16 protein-coding genes and 1 tRNA gene are annotated in these 20,063 nt (G+C 58.4%); 13 read left to right on the top strand and 4 right to left on the bottom strand.

Going from position 1 to position 20,063, the window contains the following annotated elements; all coding sequences use genetic code 11:
* The first annotated feature begins 924 nt into the window (after positions 1 to 924).
* From PR017_RS03920 to PR017_RS03905, 4 genes are all read left to right on the top strand, one after another.
* Complete coding sequence (locus PR017_RS03920; RefSeq protein ID WP_111220390.1) at positions 925 to 1,584, top strand: recombinase family protein; 660 nt, start codon at positions 925 to 927, stop codon at positions 1,582 to 1,584.
* A 108-nt stretch (positions 1,585 to 1,692) separates the two neighbouring features.
* Complete coding sequence (locus PR017_RS03915) at positions 1,693 to 3,531, top strand: pentapeptide repeat-containing protein (RefSeq protein ID WP_111220389.1); 1,839 nt, start codon at positions 1,693 to 1,695, stop codon at positions 3,529 to 3,531.
* A gap of 1,859 nt (positions 3,532 to 5,390) precedes the next feature.
* Positions 5,391 to 5,519 (top strand): hypothetical protein, encoded by a 129-nt coding sequence (locus PR017_RS03910; protein WP_275113025.1) that lies wholly within the window; start codon positions 5,391 to 5,393, stop codon positions 5,517 to 5,519.
* 441 nt (positions 5,520 to 5,960) lie between these two features.
* Positions 5,961 to 6,275: a hypothetical protein gene (locus PR017_RS03905; protein ID WP_279619510.1), complete on the top strand. Its 315-nt coding sequence runs from the start codon at positions 5,961 to 5,963 to the stop codon at positions 6,273 to 6,275.
* Between the two features lie 475 nt (positions 6,276 to 6,750).
* Here the strand turns inward: PR017_RS03905 and PR017_RS03900 are convergent, their stop codons facing one another.
* The 4 genes from PR017_RS03900 to PR017_RS03885 all read right to left on the bottom strand — a co-directional run bounded on the left by PR017_RS03900 (position 6,751) and on the right by PR017_RS03885 (position 10,127).
* Entirely contained in the window at positions 6,751 to 7,590 is an 840-nt protein-coding gene (locus PR017_RS03900) for a hypothetical protein (RefSeq protein WP_161959329.1), read from the bottom strand.
* A gap of 318 nt (positions 7,591 to 7,908) precedes the next feature.
* Positions 7,909 to 7,999, bottom strand: a tRNA-Ser gene (locus tag PR017_RS03895).
* A gap of 100 nt (positions 8,000 to 8,099) precedes the next feature.
* Complete coding sequence (locus tag PR017_RS03890; protein WP_111220385.1) at positions 8,100 to 8,903, bottom strand: aldolase/citrate lyase family protein; 804 nt, start codon at positions 8,901 to 8,903, stop codon at positions 8,100 to 8,102.
* A 6-nt stretch (positions 8,904 to 8,909) separates the two neighbouring features.
* A complete protein-coding gene (locus PR017_RS03885) occupies positions 8,910 to 10,127 on the bottom strand; it encodes an NAD(P)/FAD-dependent oxidoreductase (protein ID WP_111220384.1) in 1,218 nt (405 codons plus the stop codon).
* Positions 10,128 to 10,429: 302 nt separating this feature from the next.
* On the opposite strand from PR017_RS03885, the gene PR017_RS03880 reads away from it, so the two are divergent.
* The 9 genes from PR017_RS03880 (at position 10,430) to PR017_RS03840 (ending at position 19,971) form a co-directional block, all read left to right on the top strand.
* Positions 10,430 to 11,305 carry a MurR/RpiR family transcriptional regulator gene (locus tag PR017_RS03880; protein WP_111220383.1) on the top strand — a complete coding sequence of 292 codons (876 nt, stop codon included), beginning with the start codon at positions 10,430 to 10,432 and terminating at the stop codon, positions 11,303 to 11,305.
* 98 nt (positions 11,306 to 11,403) lie between these two features.
* Positions 11,404 to 13,335, top strand: a complete 1,932-nt coding sequence (locus PR017_RS03875; RefSeq protein WP_111220382.1) for a bifunctional 5-dehydro-2-deoxygluconokinase/5-dehydro-2-deoxyphosphogluconate aldolase — start codon at positions 11,404 to 11,406, stop codon at positions 13,333 to 13,335.
* A 39-nt stretch (positions 13,336 to 13,374) separates the two neighbouring features.
* A complete protein-coding gene (gene iolD, locus PR017_RS03870) occupies positions 13,375 to 15,225 on the top strand; it encodes a 3D-(3,5/4)-trihydroxycyclohexane-1,2-dione acylhydrolase (decyclizing) (RefSeq protein WP_111220381.1) in 1,851 nt (616 codons plus the stop codon).
* A gap of 36 nt (positions 15,226 to 15,261) precedes the next feature.
* A complete protein-coding gene (gene iolE, locus PR017_RS03865) occupies positions 15,262 to 16,179 on the top strand; it encodes a myo-inosose-2 dehydratase (protein ID WP_111220380.1) in 918 nt (305 codons plus the stop codon).
* Between the two features lie 43 nt (positions 16,180 to 16,222).
* Positions 16,223 to 17,026 (top strand): 5-deoxy-glucuronate isomerase, encoded by an 804-nt coding sequence (gene iolB, locus PR017_RS03860; RefSeq protein WP_111220379.1) that lies wholly within the window; start codon positions 16,223 to 16,225, stop codon positions 17,024 to 17,026.
* Between the two features lie 156 nt (positions 17,027 to 17,182).
* A complete protein-coding gene (locus PR017_RS03855; RefSeq protein ID WP_111220781.1) occupies positions 17,183 to 17,518 on the top strand; it encodes a hypothetical protein in 336 nt (111 codons plus the stop codon).
* Positions 17,519 to 17,853: 335 nt separating this feature from the next.
* On the top strand, positions 17,854 to 18,255 hold the full coding sequence (locus PR017_RS03850; protein ID WP_111220780.1) for a DUF2177 family protein: 402 nt from the start codon (positions 17,854 to 17,856) through the stop codon (positions 18,253 to 18,255).
* A gap of 133 nt (positions 18,256 to 18,388) precedes the next feature.
* Positions 18,389 to 18,775, top strand: a complete 387-nt coding sequence (locus PR017_RS03845; protein ID WP_111220378.1) for a PilZ domain-containing protein — start codon at positions 18,389 to 18,391, stop codon at positions 18,773 to 18,775.
* 83 nt (positions 18,776 to 18,858) lie between these two features.
* Positions 18,859 to 19,971, top strand: coding sequence for a pyridoxal phosphate-dependent aminotransferase (locus PR017_RS03840; RefSeq protein WP_111220377.1), 1,113 nt, complete (start codon positions 18,859 to 18,861; stop codon positions 19,969 to 19,971).
* Positions 19,972 to 20,063 lie beyond the last annotated feature (92 nt).

Below are 20,063 nucleotides of genomic sequence, written 5' to 3'. Positions count from 1 at the left end.
CGACGCTTTTATAGCGCCAGAGCGCAATGGCCGTTCCACACCAGCACCCTACTGGCACGACGGCGTTAGAATGGGAGAGCATATACCCTCTTGGAAATGACGAAGCGCTACGGATTGAAGCAAAGATGCCCTAGCTATGCCGCCACCGCTGCATACTACCATGCGCTCTAGTAACCATACCACCTAGGCGGTCAAATGTTTCAGACACAAAAAAATCTCAAGGAGCATGACATGGAAGGCAATCAGCGCGACCCCCTCCCCCCTTCTGATCACCCGTGGATCGCAGAACGAACTTTCGCTACGCGAGCGATCTTATCAAGACATGCGCGTCCCTTGAGGAAGGCTGCTAAAAGCGAGGTGCTGGCACTGCAGGCGACGCTGCTTCCTGAGTTTCTTCGCAGGATATCTATCACCCACAGCAAACCAATGAGACGACACCGGAAGGGCTAAGATGGCCACCCCACGCAAGCCGCACCTCACGGCACTCCTGCCCCTCCTGACGTGACGCTTTCGAAGCTCTGCGAGGCTAACGTTGGTCAGGACCTAGAGCGAAGCAGAGAGTACTGACGCCAGTGTACGTTGGTACCTGTCTTCTAACTGATAGGGAGCGACACCCGTAAAGCGGCAAGCACTACACGGTTCGAGCTAATTTCATAGATCTAGTTGTCAGGATGGCTGCCTCCAAGTAAGCACCGCTCATGAGCCTAGCAAAACTATCGCTGTCATCCTTCGCGCTTTGTATAGATCTGGCGAAGCTCGCACGGACGGCTTGAGCCCCTTTTGTCAACTCCCTTGGCCGGCGGGGACGTGGGTGCCAAGCTTGGAAAAACAATGGAAGGGAAATTTTACAGTCACAACGAACGTTGACATTAGACAAATGGACCGCTACTCCTCGTTACATGCACAACGGGGCCACTGAGACAAATGCTTCAATATGTTCGTTACACACGGGTTTCGACAGCACGTCAGGGACAAAGCGGCCTCGGGCTGGAGGCTCAAGACCTCGACATTGACGTCTACCTGAGGAACTACAGCGACGTGCCTTACGAGGTCATAGGCAGCTTTAAAGACATTGAGAGCGGCGCAAACGACGACCGGCCCGAGCTTCAGAAGGCTCTGGACCTATGTAGGAAGACCGGCGCTGTGTTGCTGGTGGCCAAGCTTGACAGGCTCAGCCGAAAGGTTGCCTGCATCGCCACGCTCATGGAAGACAAGCGGGTGAAGTTTGCTGTCGCCAATCTCCCGAGGGCCGACAAGGCAATGCTCCACATGTATGCGGTCATGGCAGAGATGGAACGCGACTTCATCTCAGCACGTACCAAGGCGGCGCTTGCCGTGGCCAAGGCCCGGGGCTCGAAGCTCGGAGGTCTTCGCGACAAGACCATGAAACGCAACGAGGCAATTCAGGACAAGGCCGCAGGCGAAGCAAAGAAGCTCATGACGACGATAGGACCCATGCGTGACGGCGGGGCCACACTCGCTCAGATCGCGGCGTCGCTCAACAGCACCGGCGTCAAGACCTCACGAGGCGGCGGATGGACAGCGACGCAGGTGTCTCGGGTAATCGAGCGTGACCGTGGGTGACGAGAAGCACCTAATATGGTCTTATGAACCGGAAAAAAGTTTACTACAGGGTTGCAATGATGCACGGCCTGCTCGAAGTTCAGCGTTCATAACAATGTGAGGTATGTCATGGCAATTGCTCGCCATCTGCAGTGGCTTAAGCAAGGCCCATCGGCATGGAACAACAGAAGAGCAAGCAGACACTTCGTGCCCAGCTTGAGAAATGCGGACCTCCGAGGGTTTGACCTGGTAGGGGTCAATTTGCGCGGAGCCCAGCTGAGTGGCGCTAATCTTGCAGGAGCTGATCTAACACAAGCAAATTTAATCGGTGCTCACCTGAACAACGCCAATCTAATTGGAGCCGACCTGGAATTTGCGAAGCTTACGGCGGCGGTTCTCACTAGCGCCACGCTTCAAGCAGCCAATTTGAGGAACGCCAGTCTTGATGAATGCGACTTTGAGCGAGCAGACTTGCGAGAATGCGATCTCAGGCACGCGGTAGTATTTCGTTCAAACTTCTTAAATGCACGGCTGAAGGGAGCTAACATGCTTTCGGAAGAAGGGCCCGCCGTGGCTCTTCATTACGTCAGCGGCCTACAACAAAGGCAGTTGAATGACATTTTGGGAGATAGGGGTGTGGTGCTTCCTCCAGGTCTTGAATATCCAGAAAGCTGGCCTGATTGGCGGGACCCTGATCTGGTAGCTGACAAAAACGGGTTGGGCGTAGAGCCTACGCATACAGACGAGGCTTCACAGAATGCAGAAAACTTGGTTCTGCTATCCTATTCAAGTTTAGATCGCCAGATCGTTTCTCACATTCGGTCGATCCTGTCGATCGCCGATATCACCACCTGGTGGGACCAGGATATCGCAGCAGGGAGCAGATGGCGTGAGCAGATAGACGACCACCTTTCGGAGGCCGCAGCGGTAGTTACTTTCTGGACGTCCAACAGCGTGGCATCGAGTGCGGTTAAGGAAGAAGCGACACGTGCGCAAACTCTAGGTAAATTCATACATGTTAGGTTAGATGGGACGCCAATTCCTTACGGCTTTTCAGAGACGCAGTATGCAGATCTTCAAAGTTGGGACGGGAGCGCTGATCATATCGAGATGCGCAAGCTTATCCAGTCCATTAAAGACAAGATCAACCCACCGACGTTTGAGCAGATACAGGAACGTCTGACATTTGCCGCACCATTAGCTGGCATTGTCGAAGACGGGAAAATCAGCGCAAGAGATAGCCCACCGACAGCAGCCCCACCGCACCCTGACGAGGATGACCTAGAGAAGAGGCTAGAGGCCCAATACACTCTCGCAAAGAAATTGTTAGCCGCTTTAGAAGCTTTAGAAAACAATCTTGGAGAGGCCATTCGGTTTGATCTCGCCCACTATGTCAATCAATTGGAAAAACGCCCAGCCTCTTGGTATATCCTATCGGACAGCGTAGCTGACATCAGATACTACCTCGAAATGGACGAAGAGTTCAGCTGGCCGGGTAGCACGAGAACTAGTGCGGAAAGCCTCTGTAGAAACCATGAGGCGCTTCGACCTCGCTTGCAGCCAATACAGCCGCCGCCGTCATCGTCCGATGCACCACTACCACCACCCCCCGTTGATGCCTCAAAGCTCTCTGAGCAGGCCCTAAAGGAAATCACAGAAGCCGCTGTTGAAGCATTCAATAGCTTAGAAGCAGAAAAGGTCCTCTCTAAACCAGCTATACAAACCGGCGAATATCTGGCTGTCGAAATAGCCGACGCTCGCGTTCTTAATCCTGTAACTATACGATCTGAAGAACAAAAGCTTAGAAAGCTTAGAACAAGCGTGACGGCTCTAGCAGGCTTTGTGGGAAGTACGATTGCAGCGATTGGTAGCGGAGTTGGCAGCAATCTTCTAACGTCTCCTGAGGCGGCGAGGACATTGGCGGAAGTACTTAAGAAGCTTTTTGCTATGCTTACAAATCTTTTCTAGAAGTACCAGCTGCCATTAAACCTTCAACCATATTTGCACCTCAGCACAGTTATGGATCAAACAACCGGATTAGACGACCAGGCTGAATTCGATCTCCAAAAGGCGGCACCAGCCGTACTTACCAACCCGCCGTCCCAACCCGCCGTCGCCGTGCTTTTAATTCAAAAAGATGTCGAAGGGTCAAAGATGCAAGCACAATCTGAGCGACAGGAAGCCTAATCCTTTAGTTTCCCCGTGCGTGAAGGCGGCGTCGCCCTTGCCCAGATCGCGGCGTCGCTCAAGGTCCAGACGTCCCGAGGAGGCGTATGGACAGCGAGGCGTATCGAGTGAACGAGCGTACAGCAGCTGATCTTCTGACCCCGACAACCCGTCTAGGTCAACTTGCTGTACTCACGGAACGCGGCGGCTTCCAAAAGGACAGCGCACCGACGTTGCATAGGCATTTTTGTGAACAAAGCCACGGCGCAGGAGAAGTGCAGGGGACCGGGCAGAACGGGACCAAAGACACCAAATCTGAAATGGCTGGAGCTGTAAGCAGCGACGAAGACGGACGGTGCGTTCTAGTTTACCTATAGAAGCGCCTCAAAATGACCTCCGGGAACGCTAGTGTCTTGCGCACGCCCCTTTGTTGAAGTGCCCTCGGCGCATCGACTACCATTATCTCCCGGCCCTTCTCCAGCGTCATGACTGTCAACGGACCTAGATCAGCATCGACCTCTTGGGCGGCGTCAGGCAAAAGCCAGAACGCTTCAGGGTTGTTCTGGGAGAAATAGGAGTGTGCCGTTTCATATCCCCGAGGTGTTCTCGTAGTTTGGAATGCGCTGAACTGGTTTGTTTCCGGTGGCAGGCCTATCCCGGTTCCCGCTGGCAGTGGCATTGCCATTTTCCTTTGTGCTGCGAATAGCCGAAGCTTACGGCCTGCCCACAATCAGGCAAGCTAAATATGCCTAAATATCAATTACTTAGTTGCACTCGTGCAGCATTTGCAGCAGTGGGAGGAATTTGAAAGCACATGGCAAGCCGCACACACCTGAAACGACTATGTAATCGGTGTTCGACCAAAAAAGTAGTTGCGCCCGTGGATGTTGTTTGGAGACCCTATCGTGCCCAAGCGTGACAGCAGTGCCACCCTTGCCCAGATAGCAGCATCGCTCAACAGCACCGCCGTCAAGAGGCCGGAGGTGGCGTATGGACAGCGACACAGGTGTCTCGGGTGATCGAGCGTGGCAGCGGGTGACCCCATGAGACCTCTGGAAGCCTGAGTGCGACCATTGCACTTTACGCCGCTCAAACTCGCCATGGCTACGGGAGAACCTGACTTCTCCCTGAGAAGTTCTCAGGGACAACCTCGCTGTGGCTACGGAAATTTGGTGGCTTCCAAAAAGAATGCGTGGCCTACGGAAGCTTCACACGGACCTGTTCTCTGTGTCAAAGGCCCGCTGGCTGGCCTGAGGCGGAGGGGAATGGGTCCACCAATAGGTCTATGAAGTGCTTCGGCGGTCGCAGGGTTGGATATCCCAATAGCACGAATGGCGCTATTTTGGCCCATGTCGAATAGGTCCCCCAATAGCGCTACCAAGCGTGTGTCGATCTTCTACCGCTCTGCCTACCCCCTCTGAAATCCACACGCTAGCGCTCGTCTGTCGAACCTGCTCCTCACGGGGAAGACCGGCTAGAGCGCTGCCGTGTGCATTTCCATGCACTGAACCGGCTGAAACCGTCACAGGCCCGCATTTGCCTATCTATGTCTCAGACCATGAGCAGAGGCCTCATGCCGAGCATGTCAGCCGTCAATCACACCAGAGGAAACCAATGAGGACACAAGCTTGAACCACAGACGACCAAAGAAGACCAAGACCATGACCGCCAAGCAAAAGCGGGAACTCAGCATTATGGCGATGGCCCGCATTGCTGTCGAGAAAGACGAACGGCGGGCAAGAGCGAGAGCGACCAAAGACGCCTTCATGTTGGACTGCAGTGATCGCTGAGGACCACCAGAGAGGGACGGCAGCCGAGGTAATCGACATCCGTCTCGATAGCCTCTGATGCTCCCGGGCAATCAGATACGCACCGCGACCTGTCAGAAAATTGCCAAGCAATATGCTGACCTCATGATGGGCGGCGACCAGTTCCCGCCTATCCGGGTGGCAGCGACAGACGGCACTAGCGGGGACAAGGGGTACACCTTGATTGACGGGTGGCACCGCGTCACGGCGGCTCAGCGGAATGGCTCTCGAACCATCAGGGCCATTGTGGTCAAGGGGTCACCCGAGGAAATCCCTTGGCTGGCTGCAGAGGCTAACAGGCGGCACGGGTTGCCCCTGTCCCGAGCCGACAAGCGGAATGTCTTCAGGGCTTACGTCAAAGCCAAGAGGCACCGAAAGGGCCGAGGTAAGGCGCTAAAGTCAGCCCGGGAGATGGCCAAGGATTTGAATGGCATTGTTTCGCGCCACCAGCTTCCGAAATGGATGCAGTCTGATTTCCCTGCCGTCTACGCGGCGATGAACTGCGACGACGGCGACACAGCCGAGATGGAACTGAAACCCATAGACATGGACAAGGAGTATGCCCGGGTGGCTGTCGCCAAGTTGGACGAGTTCATGGCCTGCATGCGGGCGATGTCCAGCAACAAGGCTGCTAGGGCCGTGTGTGTCGCTGCTGCTGCCCGGGTTACCGAGGTATCGGAAGCTGTCACAGGCAGTCGGGAATGGCCCAAGGCTGCCGTTGATCACGGAGATTTCTGAGGTGATCCTAAGGATTTCAATGGGTTGCCGACCAAAGTGGCTAATTAGCCACCTACAGGCGACAGCAGAGCCCTAGAAGCCCTGTAAAATAAGGCGTGCAGAACATCCGCCTCGATATTTCACCGCATCAAACGTCAACACAGGCTCGGTTCACACCGGGCCCTTTTTGTATTCCACGAAAGGAAGGCCTGAATGAGGGCAGACATACGAACAGGCAAAGACGCCACGACAAAGCGAACACAGCCTAACTGGCTCGTTGAGTGCATCAAGGCTGGGATACCCCTAGCCCAACTACCACCGCCGCCGACAGCGAGCGCGTCTTTCAAAGAGAAGTCCCGCTACACATGGCAACTCCGCAAAGCGTGGGAGCGAAAGACAGGGAAGGCAATCGAACGGCTCACGCCTCCCGGCTATAACGAAAGGAGGACGCTGGGTTCACCCGATAGCCAACGCGTGTTGTCTCAAACTGACGAAATCAGTCATCAGAATTGAATCTATCTAGAACGGCCCAAGGAATTTCCACATTGTTGGCGGGCGTGTACGGCATCGTTACATCTCCCGTAATGTTGAGCGCAGTTACACAGAAGCGCGTCGTATGAGCCCGACCAAAAACGTCTTCATAGTCGCATTGTCCAAAAACGAAGAGTCGCTTTTTGCCTGTAGCGACGAGAAACAAATCCGACGCATAGTAGTCAATAGGATTGGCCTCAATGGACCCACCGCCTTGAGGAAGATTAACTGTCGCAATGCGGGGTGGTAAGTTGCCCGCAAAATCAAAGTCTCCTGGCAGATCATCGTCTCGCAACTCATAGCCAACGCTGACACGAACTTTTCGGGTGGGCGTAGCACCCCTATTGATCCAAGAAGGACGCATTCTCCAAAACAGGCCAGTGGGGGATGGATGCGATATGTAACGTATCCCCCCAGCGACCACATAAGCCCTCTCAGTGGTCTCAAGGGCCTGCTTAGCGCTTTTGATCTGCTCCCGCGCTAGGATTATCGAAATAGCGATTCCCGCAGTTCCCAAAAGGTTTAGCATAAATTGCCACTTGCTCCACATCAACAAACTAACGGTCGCTGATGCCACGGTTTGCTGAGCGATAAGATCGGCCTGCTCTCGAGCGGCAGCCTGCTGCTCCCTTTCCTGATCTTCCAAGGACGGCTTTGGCTGGCTTACTATCCTTACCGGAAACCCAGCATTCTCACTAGCAAGCGTAGAAATCGTAAAAGCGCAAAGCATCACTGCGGCGATTAGGAATAGGCCGCACGATTTCTTCGTAATTACCGACATGGAAGAGGCAAAGTATTTTAGCATTTGAATATAGCTAATACATCTTGGTAAAACACACTAGGTCCAATCTCCGACCCGCGACTTTTACTTTTTACAAGATGTCTACACTCGGCATTAGCATCACCTACGTCTTCGGGGAAATTGCGCATTCCGCTGGGACCGAACTACCGATTTCCGGTCTCTCGATTGGATGGTTCCCAATCCCGGACTAGATGATCGCAGCTGATCTCGCCTGATTCGGCAATGGCACAAATATTTTGGCACAAGCACTTGGCACAAACGATTTACCGTTGGCGCCGCAAGGCGCTGTAATCATTAGGTAAATCCGCACATTTGGAAAAATGGCGGAGAGGAAGGGATTCGAACCCTCGATACGCTTTTGACGTATACTCCCTTAGCAGGGGAGCGCCTTCGGCCACTCGGCCACCTCTCCGAGGCCGTGACTATTGGGCAAAGGCTCGAAAGGCAAGGTTTTTTTTAAGATGCCGTCAGAAAAGTGTCTTGCTGTGCGCTAAACCGCGGGAGTGCGAGGGCTAGTAGCCGCGTGGGCCGGCTTCGGCATTTTCCTGTTCGGGCCCGTAGCGTCGGCGAAGGCGCTGGAGTGCCGTGGAGAATTCGGTGACGTCGGCGCCGACGGCAACGAAAGTGGCGCCGAGTTCCAAGTAGCGGCGGTTCAGAGTCTCGTTGAAAGTAAGGATGCCGGCCGGTTTGCCCGCTTTGACGATGGTGGCTATGGCAGCCTCTATCGCAGCCTGTACCTCGGGCGCCTCGAGATCGCCCGGAAAGCCCATGTCGGCGGCAAGGTCGGCGGGCCCTATAAAGATGCCATCGACGCCCTCGACACCGGCAATCCGCTCGAGGTCGGCGAGCGCCGCGCGGGTTTCGGCCTGGACCAGGAGGCAGATATCCTTGCCTGCATCGGCGACGTAGCCGGGAACGGTGTTGAACCGCGAGGCGCGGCCGATGCCGGCGCCCATGCCACGGATGCCGTCCGGCGGATAGCGGACAGCGCGAACGAGTTCTGCTGCCTGCTCGGCCGAATCGACCATCGGGATGAGCAGCGTGCGGGCGCCGATGTCGAGAAATTGTTTGATCATCCAACTCGCCCCGGTCGGCAGGCGAACCACCGGTTCCGCCGGCGAGACCTGAAGGGCCTGCAACTGCGCCATTATACTACGAAGATCGTTGGGGCCGTGCTCACCGTCGAGGACCAGCCAGTCGAAACCGGCATGACCGACGATTTCGGCGGCATAGGCATCCGCCATAGCCACCCAAAGGCCGATCTGCGGGCGTCGCTCGCGCAGGGCGATCTTGAATGCATTGGGTGGCAGGGTCATTGTCACTTATCCGAGCAAGGTCTTGAGGTCGGTGCCGGCGTCGGCCAGCAGGTCGCGATCGGGCGTAAGGCCGGCGTCGATGAGCTTTTTGCCAGTGACATAGGCGCGGGCGTCGTTGATCGCATCGACGGCAATCAGCCGGCCGGCTTTGAAATACCAGACGGAGGCCGATCCTTCGCGGGCGCCATGCCGCAGCACCGTGTCGTCGTAGCCCTTGTTGAAGCCTGCGATCTGGAGCTTGACGTCGTACTGATCGGACCAGAACCACGGTTTCGGCACATAGGGTTCGTTGCCACCGGCAATGATCGCGGCTGCAGCCTCCGCCTGGTCGACAGCATTCTGTACCGATTCGAGACGGATCAATTCCCCCTGCCAGGGCAGCGCGGCGCAGTCGCCGACGGCATAGATGCTGGGATCAGAGGTGCGGACGTATTCGTCGACGACAATGCCGTTGGCAACCACAAGGCCGGCTTCCTTGGCAAGACGATCCAGCGGCGCGACGCCGATACCGACGACGACGAAATCGACGTCGAGGGTGGAGCCATCGGAAAGCTCTGCGGCAACCACACGGCCGTCCTTGCCCACTAGCCGCTTGAGGCCGGTCTTCTCGCGGATGACGACATCGTGGTCTGCGTGGATGACCCGCATGATGTCGGCGGTTTCCTTGGCAGCAACCCGCTGCAGGATGCGATCGGCCATCTCGATGACGGTGACTTCGAGGCCGCGATGACGGGCGACGGCTGCCGCTTCGAGACCGATATAGCCACCCCCTATTATAAGGACGCGGCGGCCGGCGCGCATTTCACCCGACAGGAGATCGGCGTCGCGCTTGTCCCGGGCGACATAGACGCCCTCGAGATCGCCGCCGATGGCCGCAGGAAGACGGCGCGGTGTTGCGCCTGTCGCCAGCACCAGCGTTTCGTAGTCGAGCGCGCTGCCGTCCTGCATGACGACCTGCTTCCGGTCGCGATGGATTTGTTCTGCCCAGGTCGCACGACGGATGTCGATATCGTGCTCGGCATACCAGTGCTCGTGGCGGAACATCAGTCGGTCAAAGCTGATCTCGCCGAGCAGGTATTTCTTCGTCAGCGGCGGGCGCTGGTAGGGCAGCGATTCTTCTGCGCCAACCAGCGTGATCGGCCGCGTGTCCTTGAGAGCCCTCAGCTTGGCAGCAACAGCAAAGCCGGCCTGCCCTGCTCCGACAATGACCAATCTACCCGTCACGCAAGCACTCCAGAATTTGGGGACGCGAAGCCATGGCGGCCTCGCATCGCGCTTCAAAGGCAAGGCGTATCGCCTCGCCCTGAAAGCGTCAACTATAGCAATGTCCGCAAAGCTTGACACGCGACGATTTGGAACATCTGGATCGTTTTGCAGCAAGCACTGCGTTGCCAAAATACGAGATAATTGCCGCAATCGGCAATTAATTCAGTCACTTGAATTGCCTGTGGCGAAAATCGGCAGATACGGTTATCATTGCAGATGGAATATATATTCCGAAAAACGGGAAAAACGAAAGCCGTGGAATGAGTGAGGACGTGACGATACCGGCGAAGGTGCCGCGCGATTTCGAAAGCCTGCGCAGCACGATCATCGAGCGCAAGGCGTCCATGCCGAAACGGCTGGCGCAGGTCGCGGTCTTTGCCCTCAACAACCCGGATGAAATCGCCTTCGGCACGACGGCCAGCATCGCCACGGCGTCCGACGTCCAGCCCTCGACGCTGGTGCGTCTTGCACGCCATCTCGGCTATGAAGGCTTTTCCGATCTGCAGAGCATTTTTCGCGAGCGGTTGCGCGACCGGACACTGAGCTACGAGGAGCGGCTGATCTCACTGGAGGAAGCGCGCGTCGAAGATGAGAATGCGGCTATCCTTGCCGGCTTCATATCGTCCGCTACCCAGTCTATCAACCGGCTGGCAGCAACCGTGCAGACGGACACCTTCGCGACGTCGGTCGAGATCCTTGCGGCGGCCGAGACGATCTACCTGATCGCCAAGCGACGCTCCTACCCGCTGACGGCACACATGACCTACGCGTTTTCCAAGCTTAACATCCGCCACCAGATCGTTGCCTCGCCGAACGGGGTCGATACCGAGCTTGTCCAGTTTGCCACCCCGCGCGATGCAGCCATTGCCGCCAGTTTTTCGCCCTATGCGGCGGAGAGCCTGGCGCAAAGCCAGCTGCTGGTCGACCGCGGCGTGCCGCTCATTGCCATCACCGATTCGGCATTCTCGCCGCTCGCTGCATGCGCCACCCACTGGTTCGAAGTGGCGGAATCGGATTTTGCAGGGTTTCGTTCGCTGTCTGCTTCCATGGCATTGATCATGGCCTTCCCGGTTGCCATCGCCGAGCAGCGCAGAAAGTGGACCATGGCAAAATGCGGAAAACATAAAATGGAATAAACATTCCGAATTGACAAAATTACGGAACCGATGTTTCATTATCGGTGCACGGCGTTGGCAACGGGAGATGCCGGCGGAAATCTTGACGGAGGATATCAATGGCAAATCTCAACAACGGCGCGCGGCCGGAGCCGACGCTCGACGTCATCGCCATCGGCCGTTCTTCTGTCGATCTCTATGGCCAGCAGATCGGTTCCAGGCTCGAAGACATCGCGTCCTTTGCGAAATCCGTTGGCGGCTGCCCGGCCAACATCGCCATCGGCACGGCCAGGCTAGGGCTGAAATCAGGGCTGATCACGCGCGTTGGCGACGAGCAGATGGGGCGCTTCATCCGCGAGCAATCGGCCCGTGAGGGTGTCGCTACCGATGGCATCGTCACCGACAAGCAGCGGCTGACAGCGCTGGTGCTGCTGGCGGTAGAGGCCGAAGGCGTGTCTCCGATGATCTTTTACCGCTCCGACTGCGCCGACATGGCGCTGACGGAAGACGATGTCGACGAAGACTTCATCGTCTCCTCAGGGGCCGTACTGGTGTCCGGCACGCATTTTTCTCAACCCAATACGGAAGCAGCCCAACGCAAGGCGATCCGCATCGCCAAGGCGCATGGCCGCAAGGTGGTCTTCGATATCGACTACAGGCCCAATCTCTGGGGCCTTGCCGGCCATGCCGAAGGTTTCGAGCGCTACGTAAAGTCCGACCGCGTCACGGCCAAGATGAAGCAGACGCTCCCTGACTGCGACCTGATCGTCGGCACCGAAGAGGAAATCCTCATCGCCTCCGGCGCCGACGACGTGCTCGGCGCATTGAAGACAATCCGCGAACTGAGCGCTGCCACCATCGTCCTAAAACGCGGCGCGATGGGCTGCATCGTCTATGATGGCGCAATTTCCGACGACCTCGAAGCTGGCATCGTCGGCGACGGTTTTCCGATCGAGGTTTATAATGTGCTCGGCGCCGGCGATGCCTTCATGTCCGGCTTTCTGCGAGGCTGGCTGAAGAGCGAGCCTCTCCAGACCTGCGCCACCTGGGCCAATGCCTGCGGTGCCTTTGCCGTATCGCGGCTGCTTTGCTCGCCGGAATATCCGACGTGGGCCGAACTAGACAGCTTCCTGCAGAAGGGCAGCAGGCAGCGCGCGCTCCGCAAGGACGAAGACCTCAACCACATCCACTGGGCGACAACCCGCAAGGGTCATATACCGCTGCTGATGGCGCTGGCCATCGATCACCGCTCGCAGCTGGTCAGCGTTGCCGACGAACTCGGCGTCCCCTATGAGCAAATCAATGCCTTCAAGCGGCTCGCGGTCTCGGCAGCGGCGCGCGTTGCCGACGGGCGGCCAGGCTACGGCATGCTGATCGACGAACGTTTTGGGCGCGACGCCTTCTTCGATGCTGCCACCAAGAACTTCTCATGGATTGGCCGGCCGGTCGAATTGCCCGGATCAAAGCCACTGCGATTCGAATTTAGCCAGGATATCGGCTCGCAACTCGTGGAATGGCCTGTCGACCATTGCATCAAGTGCCTTTGCTTCTATCATCCGGACGATCCGGCGGAGCTGAAGGCCGAGCAGCAGGAGAAGCTTCGCACGCTGTTCGACGCGGCGCGCAAGGTCGGTCGCGAATTGCTGGTCGAGATTATCGCCGGCAAGAACGGACCGCTCGACGACGACACGATCTCGACGGCGATGCAGGAGCTCTACGACCTCGGCATCAAGCCGGACTGGTGGAAGCTGGAGCCGCAGGCATCGCGTGTCGCCTGGCAGAACATCGAGGCGGTGGTGACCGGCAACGATCCGCTCTGCCGCGGCATCGTGCTTTTGGGACTGGAGGCGCCGGCCGAGGAACTGCTGAAAGGTTTCGAGGCGACGCTCGCAGCACCATCGGTCAAGGGCTTTGCTGTCGGCCGGACGATCTTTGCCGAAGCAGCGCGCAGCTGGCTTGCTGGCGAGATCGACGACGAGGCGGCGATTGCCGACATGGCCGGCCGTTTCCGGCATCTGACCGAGGCCTGGCTGAAGACGCGCGGACTGTAGACGCGCGGACTGGAAAAGAAGAAAACTGGGAGGCGCCCGATGGGCAAGACGATCCGTTTGACAATGGCGCAGGCTGTCGCGCAGTTCCTGACGAAGCAAATGACCGTCATCGACGGCCAGAAGGTCCAGATCTTTGGCGGCGTATGGGCGATTTTCGGACACGGCAATGTCGCCGGACTGGGCGAAGCGCTCTACCAGATCAGGGACGAATTGCCGGTTTACCGCGCCCACAACGAACAGGGAATGGCGCATGCGGCAATTGCCTACGCCAAGACCAGCTTTCGCCAGCGCTTCATGGCCTGCACGACCTCGATCGGCCCCGGCGCACTCAACATGGTGACGGCGGCAGGCGTGGCCCATGTCAACCGCATCCCCGTACTGTTCCTCCCCGGCGACGTGTTTGCCAACCGTGCTCCGGATCCGGTGCTGCAGCAGATAGAAGATTTTGGAGATGGCACGGTTTCCGCCAACGATGCGTTCCGCCCGGTCTCCCGCTATTTCGACCGGATTACCCGGCCGGAGCAGATCATCTCGGCCCTGAAGCGCGCCATGCAGGTGCTGACCGATCCGCAGGACTGCGGTCCGGTGACACTGGCGCTTTGCCAGGATGTCCAGGCGGAAGCGTTCGACTATCCCGTGAGCCTTTTCGAGGAGCACGTCTGGACGCAGCGCCGGCCACGGCCGGATGCCGACGAACTCGCCAACGCCATTGCCCTCATCCGCAAAGCAGCGAAGCCCGTGATCATCGCCGGCGGCGGTGTCCTCTACTCGCAGGCGACCGCCGAGCTGACTTCATTCGCGGAAACCCACAGCATTCCTGTCGTCGTCACCCAGGCTGGAAAATCTGCGATCAACGAGAGCCATGCGATGTCGCTCGGCTCTGTTGGTGTCACCGGTACGTCTGCGGCCAATGCAATTGCCGAGGATGCCGACCTGATCATTGCCGTCGGCACTCGATGCCAGGATTTCACCACCGGCTCCTGGGCGCTGTTCAAGAACGACGCGCTTTCGATGGTGGGATTGAATATCGCAGCCTTTGATGCTGCCAAGCATGATTCGCATCCGCTGGTGGCCGATGCCCGCGAGGGACTGAAGGCTCTGTCGGCCGGGCTTGCCGGCTGGAAAGCCCCGGCAGCGCTCGCCGAGAGAGCAGCGCAGGAAAAGGCGCGCTGGATGGAGGCTGCCGCCAAGGCGATGGCGACGACAAACGCCACCCTCCCCTCCGACGCGCAGGTTATCGGCGCGGTGGCCAGGACGATCGGCGGCGAAAACAGCATCGTGCTCTGCGCTGCCGGCGGCCTGCCGGGCGAACTGCACAAACTCTGGCCGGCGACGGTGCCCGGCAGCTACCACATGGAATACGGATTTTCGTGCATGGGTTACGAGCTTGCCGGCGGGCTCGGCGCCAAGTTGGCGCGACCGGACAAGGATGTCGTCGTCATGGTCGGCGACGGTTCCTACATGATGCTGAATTCCGAGATCGCGACGTCCGTCATGCTCGGCATGAAGCTAACCGTCGTGCTGCTCGACAACCGGGGCTATGGCTGCATCAACCGGCTGCAGATGGCCACCGGCGGAGCCAACTTCAACAATCTCCTGAAGGACTCCTACCACGAGGTAATGCCGGCCATCGATTTCCGCGCTCATGCGGAAAGCATGGGTGCCATCGCCGTGAAGGTGTCGTCCATCAGCGAGCTCGAGCGGGCGATTGAAGCATCCCGAACGAACGACCGGACATCGGTCTTCGTCATCGATACCGATGCGCTGGTCACCACCGAGGAGGGTGGACACTGGTGGGATGTGGCCGTTCCCGAAGTGAGTTCGCGCACGGAAGTCAACGAGGCCCACAAGAACTATGTCGCCAAGCGGGCCGCACAGCGGATCGGATAGCGGACAACAGCCGGATCACATCTTGAGGAGAGCATGATGAAAGCCAAACTCGGCATGTCGCCCATCGCCTGGTGGAACGACGATCTACCGGAACTGAGCGACGACGTATCCCTGGAGGAATGCCTCAGGCAGTCGCGCAGTGCAGGATTTACCGGCATGGAAAAGGGCCGCCGTTTTCCGGACGATCCTGCCGTGATGCTGCCGATCCTTCGGTCTGCCGACGTCACGCTCTGCGGCGGCTGGTTCTCGGGCACGCTTGTAGACGAGGAGCTTGCCGCCAACAAGGATCGCATCGGGCCGATGATCGAGTTGTTCAAGGCGGTCGATGCACCCTGCATTGTCTATGGCGAAGTCGGCCGTTCCATCCAGGGCGACCGCTCCAGGCCGCTGGCCACCAAGCCACGCCTGTCCGACGACGAAATGAAGGCCTATGCACATCGTGTGACCGAGTTTGGGGAATGGTGCGCCGACAAGGGCATGCCGCTGTCCTACCACCACCACATGGCGGCCGTGGTCGAGACCGAGGCTGAACTGGACGCATTCATGCGGCATTCCGGCGAAGGCATTCCGCTGCTGCTCGATGCGGGCCACCTGGCATTTGCCGGCGGAGACGTGCTGCGCGCCATCGACAACCACCATGGCCGGATCAACCACGTCCACGTCAAGGATATCCGCAAGCCCGTGGTCGACGGACTTGATCGCAGCCGGCAGTCGTTCCTCGATGCGGTCGCACTCGGCGCCTTCACGGTGCCGGGCGACGGCTCGCTCGATTTTGGCGCCATCGTCCAGCGGCTTGCCGACTACGGATACGAGGGCTGGTTCGTGGTCGAGGCCGAACAGGATCCGCGCAATGCGCCGCCGCAACGGATGGCTGAAATTGGTCACGCTGAACTGATGCGTGTCATGACATCGGCCGGCTATACGGTTGAGACGCAGGGTTTTCCGAAGGGATGAAACGGCCGTCGTTCCTTCGCCCGTGTTTACAGGAGATCTCAAAATGACGAAGTCCCACCTGCATGTGAGCCCCAGCGGGACCACTGGCAAAGTCCATCACGTGACCCCGGAAACTGCTGGCTGGACTTATGTCGGCTTTGATCTGTACCGCCTGAAGACGGGCGAGAGCGCAGCGGGTGATACGGGTGAGCGGGAGGTCTGCCTTGTCTGGGTGAGCGGAAAAGGCAGGGCGAAAGCCGGAGATGTAGATTTCGGAGTGTTGGGCGAACGGATGAGCCCATTCGACGGCGCTCCGCATGCCCTTTACATCCCGGCCGGGTCCAGCTGGTCCGTCACGGCGGAAACGGATCTGGAACTGGCTGTGTGCTCGGCACCCGGCGGCGGCGATCACCCGGCGCGCGCCCTTCCGCCCGGCACCCATCCGGCGCTGACGCGAGGCAAGGGGACGAATGTTCGCTACGTCAACAACATCATGCCGGAAGACGATGGCGCCGCTCACTCGCTGCTCGTCGTCGAGGTGATCACGCCCGGCGGCCATACCTCTTCCTACCCACCGCACAAGCATGACCAGGACGATCTGCCAAACGAGAGCTTTCTCGAGGAGACCTACTATCATCGCCTCAACCCGCCGCAGGGCTTTGCCTTCCAGCGCGTCTATACCGACGATCGGTCGCTCGACGAGGTGATGGCTGTGGAGGATGGCGACGTGACGATGGTGCCGAAGGGCTATCATCCGTGTGCAGCATGCCACGGCTACGATCTCTATTATCTGAATGTAATGGCGGGGCCGAAACGGGTGTGGAAGTTCCACAATGCCCCGGAACATGCCTGGCTGGTGAAGGCCTGATAGCAGCTGATCTCGGCCCAAGAATGCCGAGGCAGTAAGCATTTGCGGCTTATTTGTACACATGCTTGGTTTTTTAGGGAGTCTCTTAAATCTTCATCAAGCGAAGCGTTCTATTCTGACATCATTCAACCAGCGGAGGGCAACATGCCCCTTCAGATGCACCTCATGACGAACACTGACCAGCAGCCCGCGCTTCAGGAGTTCGTTGTCGATAGACCCGGCAAAATCATCTTCGTGGGCCATCATCTCAGCACGAGCGTGCAAACGGACTGCATGATCAAGATCATGTCGCAGTCCGGCGCCACGCTCGAGGTCGGCACCGGCAACGATCTGCCCAATCACTTTTTTCTCGAGATCATCGGCATTCGCGACGAGATCGGCTGCACCCTCGTCAAGCGTGAGGGTTCGCAGGTCACCGTCAGCTTCAACATGCTGATCAATGCCGAGTTTCTACACCACGTCTTGCGTCTAAACTTCGAGGTGGGGACCTAGAACCTAGGGGCCCCGCTTGCGCTGTAGCTTAGTGCGTCAGGACCTGACGGCCTGATTCAAAGAAGCGCGGGGCCGCCGCCCCGCGCTTCTCCTTCTCCTGATGACATAGCAGCAGCCAGATGGCGCCAGACTTTGCCGACCGGGAAAGCGGTCACTGGTTTCCGCGTGACCTGAGCACCATTCTGCCCTGGCCTCGCTGGACGCCACAAGAATCCTTGCAATGTCTCGCCACACACAACGCCCAATTGCCCACACTGTTCGAATATCATTTGAGGAAAGGTAATCCGGCCGCCGCCTAACCGCGTAGGACTTTCTGAAAAGGAGCTCGACCCATGATCAAGACAGCGCTTACCGCCTACGCAGGTTGTCTCGTGACGCTGCTTGTTCTCGATGCCGCATGGCTCGGGCTTGTAGCGCGCACCTTCTATCGCGAACAGCTGGGCGACCTGATGCTGCCACAGCCGAATTTCGGGATCGCAGCACTTTTCTACCTGTTCTTCGCCGTTGCCGTCGTCATGCTCGCGGTTATGCCCGCGGTTGGCACCGGTTCGTTGACGCGGGCCCTGCTGTTTGGCGCCGTGCTCGGCCTTGCAGCCTACGGGACCTACGATATCACCAACCTTTCGACGTTGAAGAACTGGCCCGTCATGGTCAGTATCGTCGATATGGCATGGGGTACTTTTGTAACCGCTGCCACGGCAGGCGGCGGATATGCGGTTGCGCGGTATTTCTCCTGAAATCGACTGATCTGGCGGCTAAATGTCAGATTACTAAAATGCCGCCCATATGATTGACGAATGCGCAAACCCTTCGTGCGACGCTTATTTTTCAAACCGAGATGATTTCGGTAAGCACCGTCCGGGGAATACCATGCTTCGCTCAACGCATCTGGCGTCTGTCAAATCCGAGGTCTACGAGCGGAGCTTCGAGCGCTTTTTCGTCCAGCGGCCAGCACGACTGATCGCCGTCAAACCCTGCCTTACCGGCGTCTCGATGCGCAGTGCCGAGATCATCGATATCTCCCAGGGTGGCGCGACATTCCTTGTCGGCAGCACGGCGGGATTGCCTCAGCACTACTATCTCAACATCCTTGGTCTCGCCTATCGCATCGGCTGCGCCGAGACCTACCGGCATGGCGACAGGATCGGCGTTCGGTTCATCAACTTCCTGACGCCGGAGACACTGCGGCTGGTGGTGCGTGCCGACTTCATGATCGGCAACCGCGAAGCTAATGCCGCTCGGTCCATGCGTCGCTGACGCCAGCCGGCTCATCTCTTGAAACCCGGCAGCAAGCGCTTATGGTGCGGGCGACTCCAATCGCTTCGTCGGGAACTCCCAGCATGCCTGTTTTTTCGCGTTTCACACCGCTCACAAGCTCCCTGCCTTCGACCGTGCCGTTTGTCGGGCCAGAAGCTCTTGAGCGGCAGCGCGGCGTCGCTGTCAAGGCCCGGATCGGCGCCAATGAAAGCGGCTTCGGTCCCTCGCCGCGGGTGATCGAGGCGATGCGCCGGGAAGCTGGCGAGATCTGGAAGTATAACGATCCGGAAAATTTCAATCTGAAAAGAGCGCTGGCGGCGCACCTCGGAATACGGTCAGCCAACGTTGCCATCGGCGAAGGCGTCGATTCGCTGCTGGGGCTGATCGTCCGGATGATCGTTTCCGCCGATACGCCGGTGGTCACGTCCCATGGCGGCTATCCGACCTTCAATTTCCACGTCGCCGCTTTCGGGGGTAAGCTTGTCACCGTCCCGTATCTCGACGACCGCGAAAATCTGGAGGGACTGCTCGACGCAGTTCGGCGGGAGAATGCGCCGCTGGTCTATCTCGCCAATCCTGACAATCCGATGGGAAGCTGGTGGGATCAGGAAAGGGTCGTCGCCTTCGCAAAGGCCTTGCCGGAGACCTGCATGCTTGTGCTGGACGAAGCCTACAGCGAGACCGCTCCGGCATCGTCGTTGCCGCCGATAGCCGCCTTCATCGACATGCCCAATATACTGCGCACCCGCACATTCTCCAAGGCCTACGGGCTTGCCGGCGCGCGGGTCGGCTATGCGATCGGCGTTCCCGAAACCGTGGCAGCGTTCGACAAGCTGCGCAATCACTTCGGCATGAACCGGCTGGCCACGGTCGGGGCTCTCGCCGCGCTGGATGATCAGGGCTATCTCACAGAGGTCATCGGCAAGATCCACGGCGCCCAGGAACGGATTGCCATCATCGCACGCGACAACGGCCTGATGCCGCTGGCATCGGCCACCAACTTCGTGGCCATCGACTGCGGCCGCGACGCGATCTACGCGAAGGCCATTGTCGATGGGCTGTTCGATCACGGCGTCTTCATCCGGATGCCTGGCGTAGCGCCGCTCAACCGCTGCGTCCGCGTCAGCGTCGGACAGAAAGCCGATCTCGACCTTTTCGAGCAGGCCCTGCCGCAGGTCATCCAGACGCTTCGGTAATCATCGCGCGAAAAACCGCGCCGGCCTTGTCCCGGCCGGTCGCGGTAGCGCTGTTGCGTCTGCCTTTTGACATTGACGCTCCCCCTCTTTGC

It is taken from the genome of Rhizobium tumorigenes, assembly GCF_003240565.2.
GTDB classification, from domain to species: Bacteria; Pseudomonadota; Alphaproteobacteria; order Rhizobiales; family Rhizobiaceae; genus Rhizobium; species Rhizobium tumorigenes.
Note: the sequence above shows the minus strand (reverse complement) of the source record. Positions and strands in the feature narration are given on the sequence as shown.

What these genes read in the sequence shown, in the direction of transcription:
- PR017_RS03840 (WP_111220377.1), top strand. Translation starts at nt 18,859, where the DNA reads ATGCCTGTTTTTTCGCGTTTCACACCGCTCACAAGCTCCCTGCCTTCG.
- iolE (WP_111220380.1), top strand. Translation starts at nt 15,262, where the DNA reads ATGAAAGCCAAACTCGGCATGTCGCCCATCGCCTGGTGGAACGACGAT.
- PR017_RS03875 (WP_111220382.1), top strand. Translation starts at nt 11,404, where the DNA reads ATGGCAAATCTCAACAACGGCGCGCGGCCGGAGCCGACGCTCGACGTC.
- PR017_RS03920 (WP_111220390.1), top strand. Translation starts at nt 925, where the DNA reads ATGCTTCAATATGTTCGTTACACACGGGTTTCGACAGCACGTCAGGGA.
- PR017_RS03910 (WP_275113025.1), top strand. Translation starts at nt 5,391, where the DNA reads ATGACCGCCAAGCAAAAGCGGGAACTCAGCATTATGGCGATGGCCCGC.
- iolD (WP_111220381.1), top strand. Translation starts at nt 13,375, where the DNA reads ATGGGCAAGACGATCCGTTTGACAATGGCGCAGGCTGTCGCGCAGTTC.
- PR017_RS03890 (WP_111220385.1), bottom strand. Translation starts at nt 8,903, where the DNA reads ATGACCCTGCCACCCAATGCATTCAAGATCGCCCTGCGCGAGCGACGC.
- PR017_RS03915 (WP_111220389.1), top strand. Translation starts at nt 1,693, where the DNA reads ATGGCAATTGCTCGCCATCTGCAGTGGCTTAAGCAAGGCCCATCGGCA.
- PR017_RS03855 (WP_111220781.1), top strand. Translation starts at nt 17,183, where the DNA reads ATGCACCTCATGACGAACACTGACCAGCAGCCCGCGCTTCAGGAGTTC.
- PR017_RS03900 (WP_161959329.1), bottom strand. Translation starts at nt 7,590, where the DNA reads ATGCTAAAATACTTTGCCTCTTCCATGTCGGTAATTACGAAGAAATCG.
- PR017_RS03880 (WP_111220383.1), top strand. Translation starts at nt 10,430, where the DNA reads ATGAGTGAGGACGTGACGATACCGGCGAAGGTGCCGCGCGATTTCGAA.
- iolB (WP_111220379.1), top strand. Translation starts at nt 16,223, where the DNA reads ATGACGAAGTCCCACCTGCATGTGAGCCCCAGCGGGACCACTGGCAAA.
- PR017_RS03845 (WP_111220378.1), top strand. Translation starts at nt 18,389, where the DNA reads ATGCTTCGCTCAACGCATCTGGCGTCTGTCAAATCCGAGGTCTACGAG.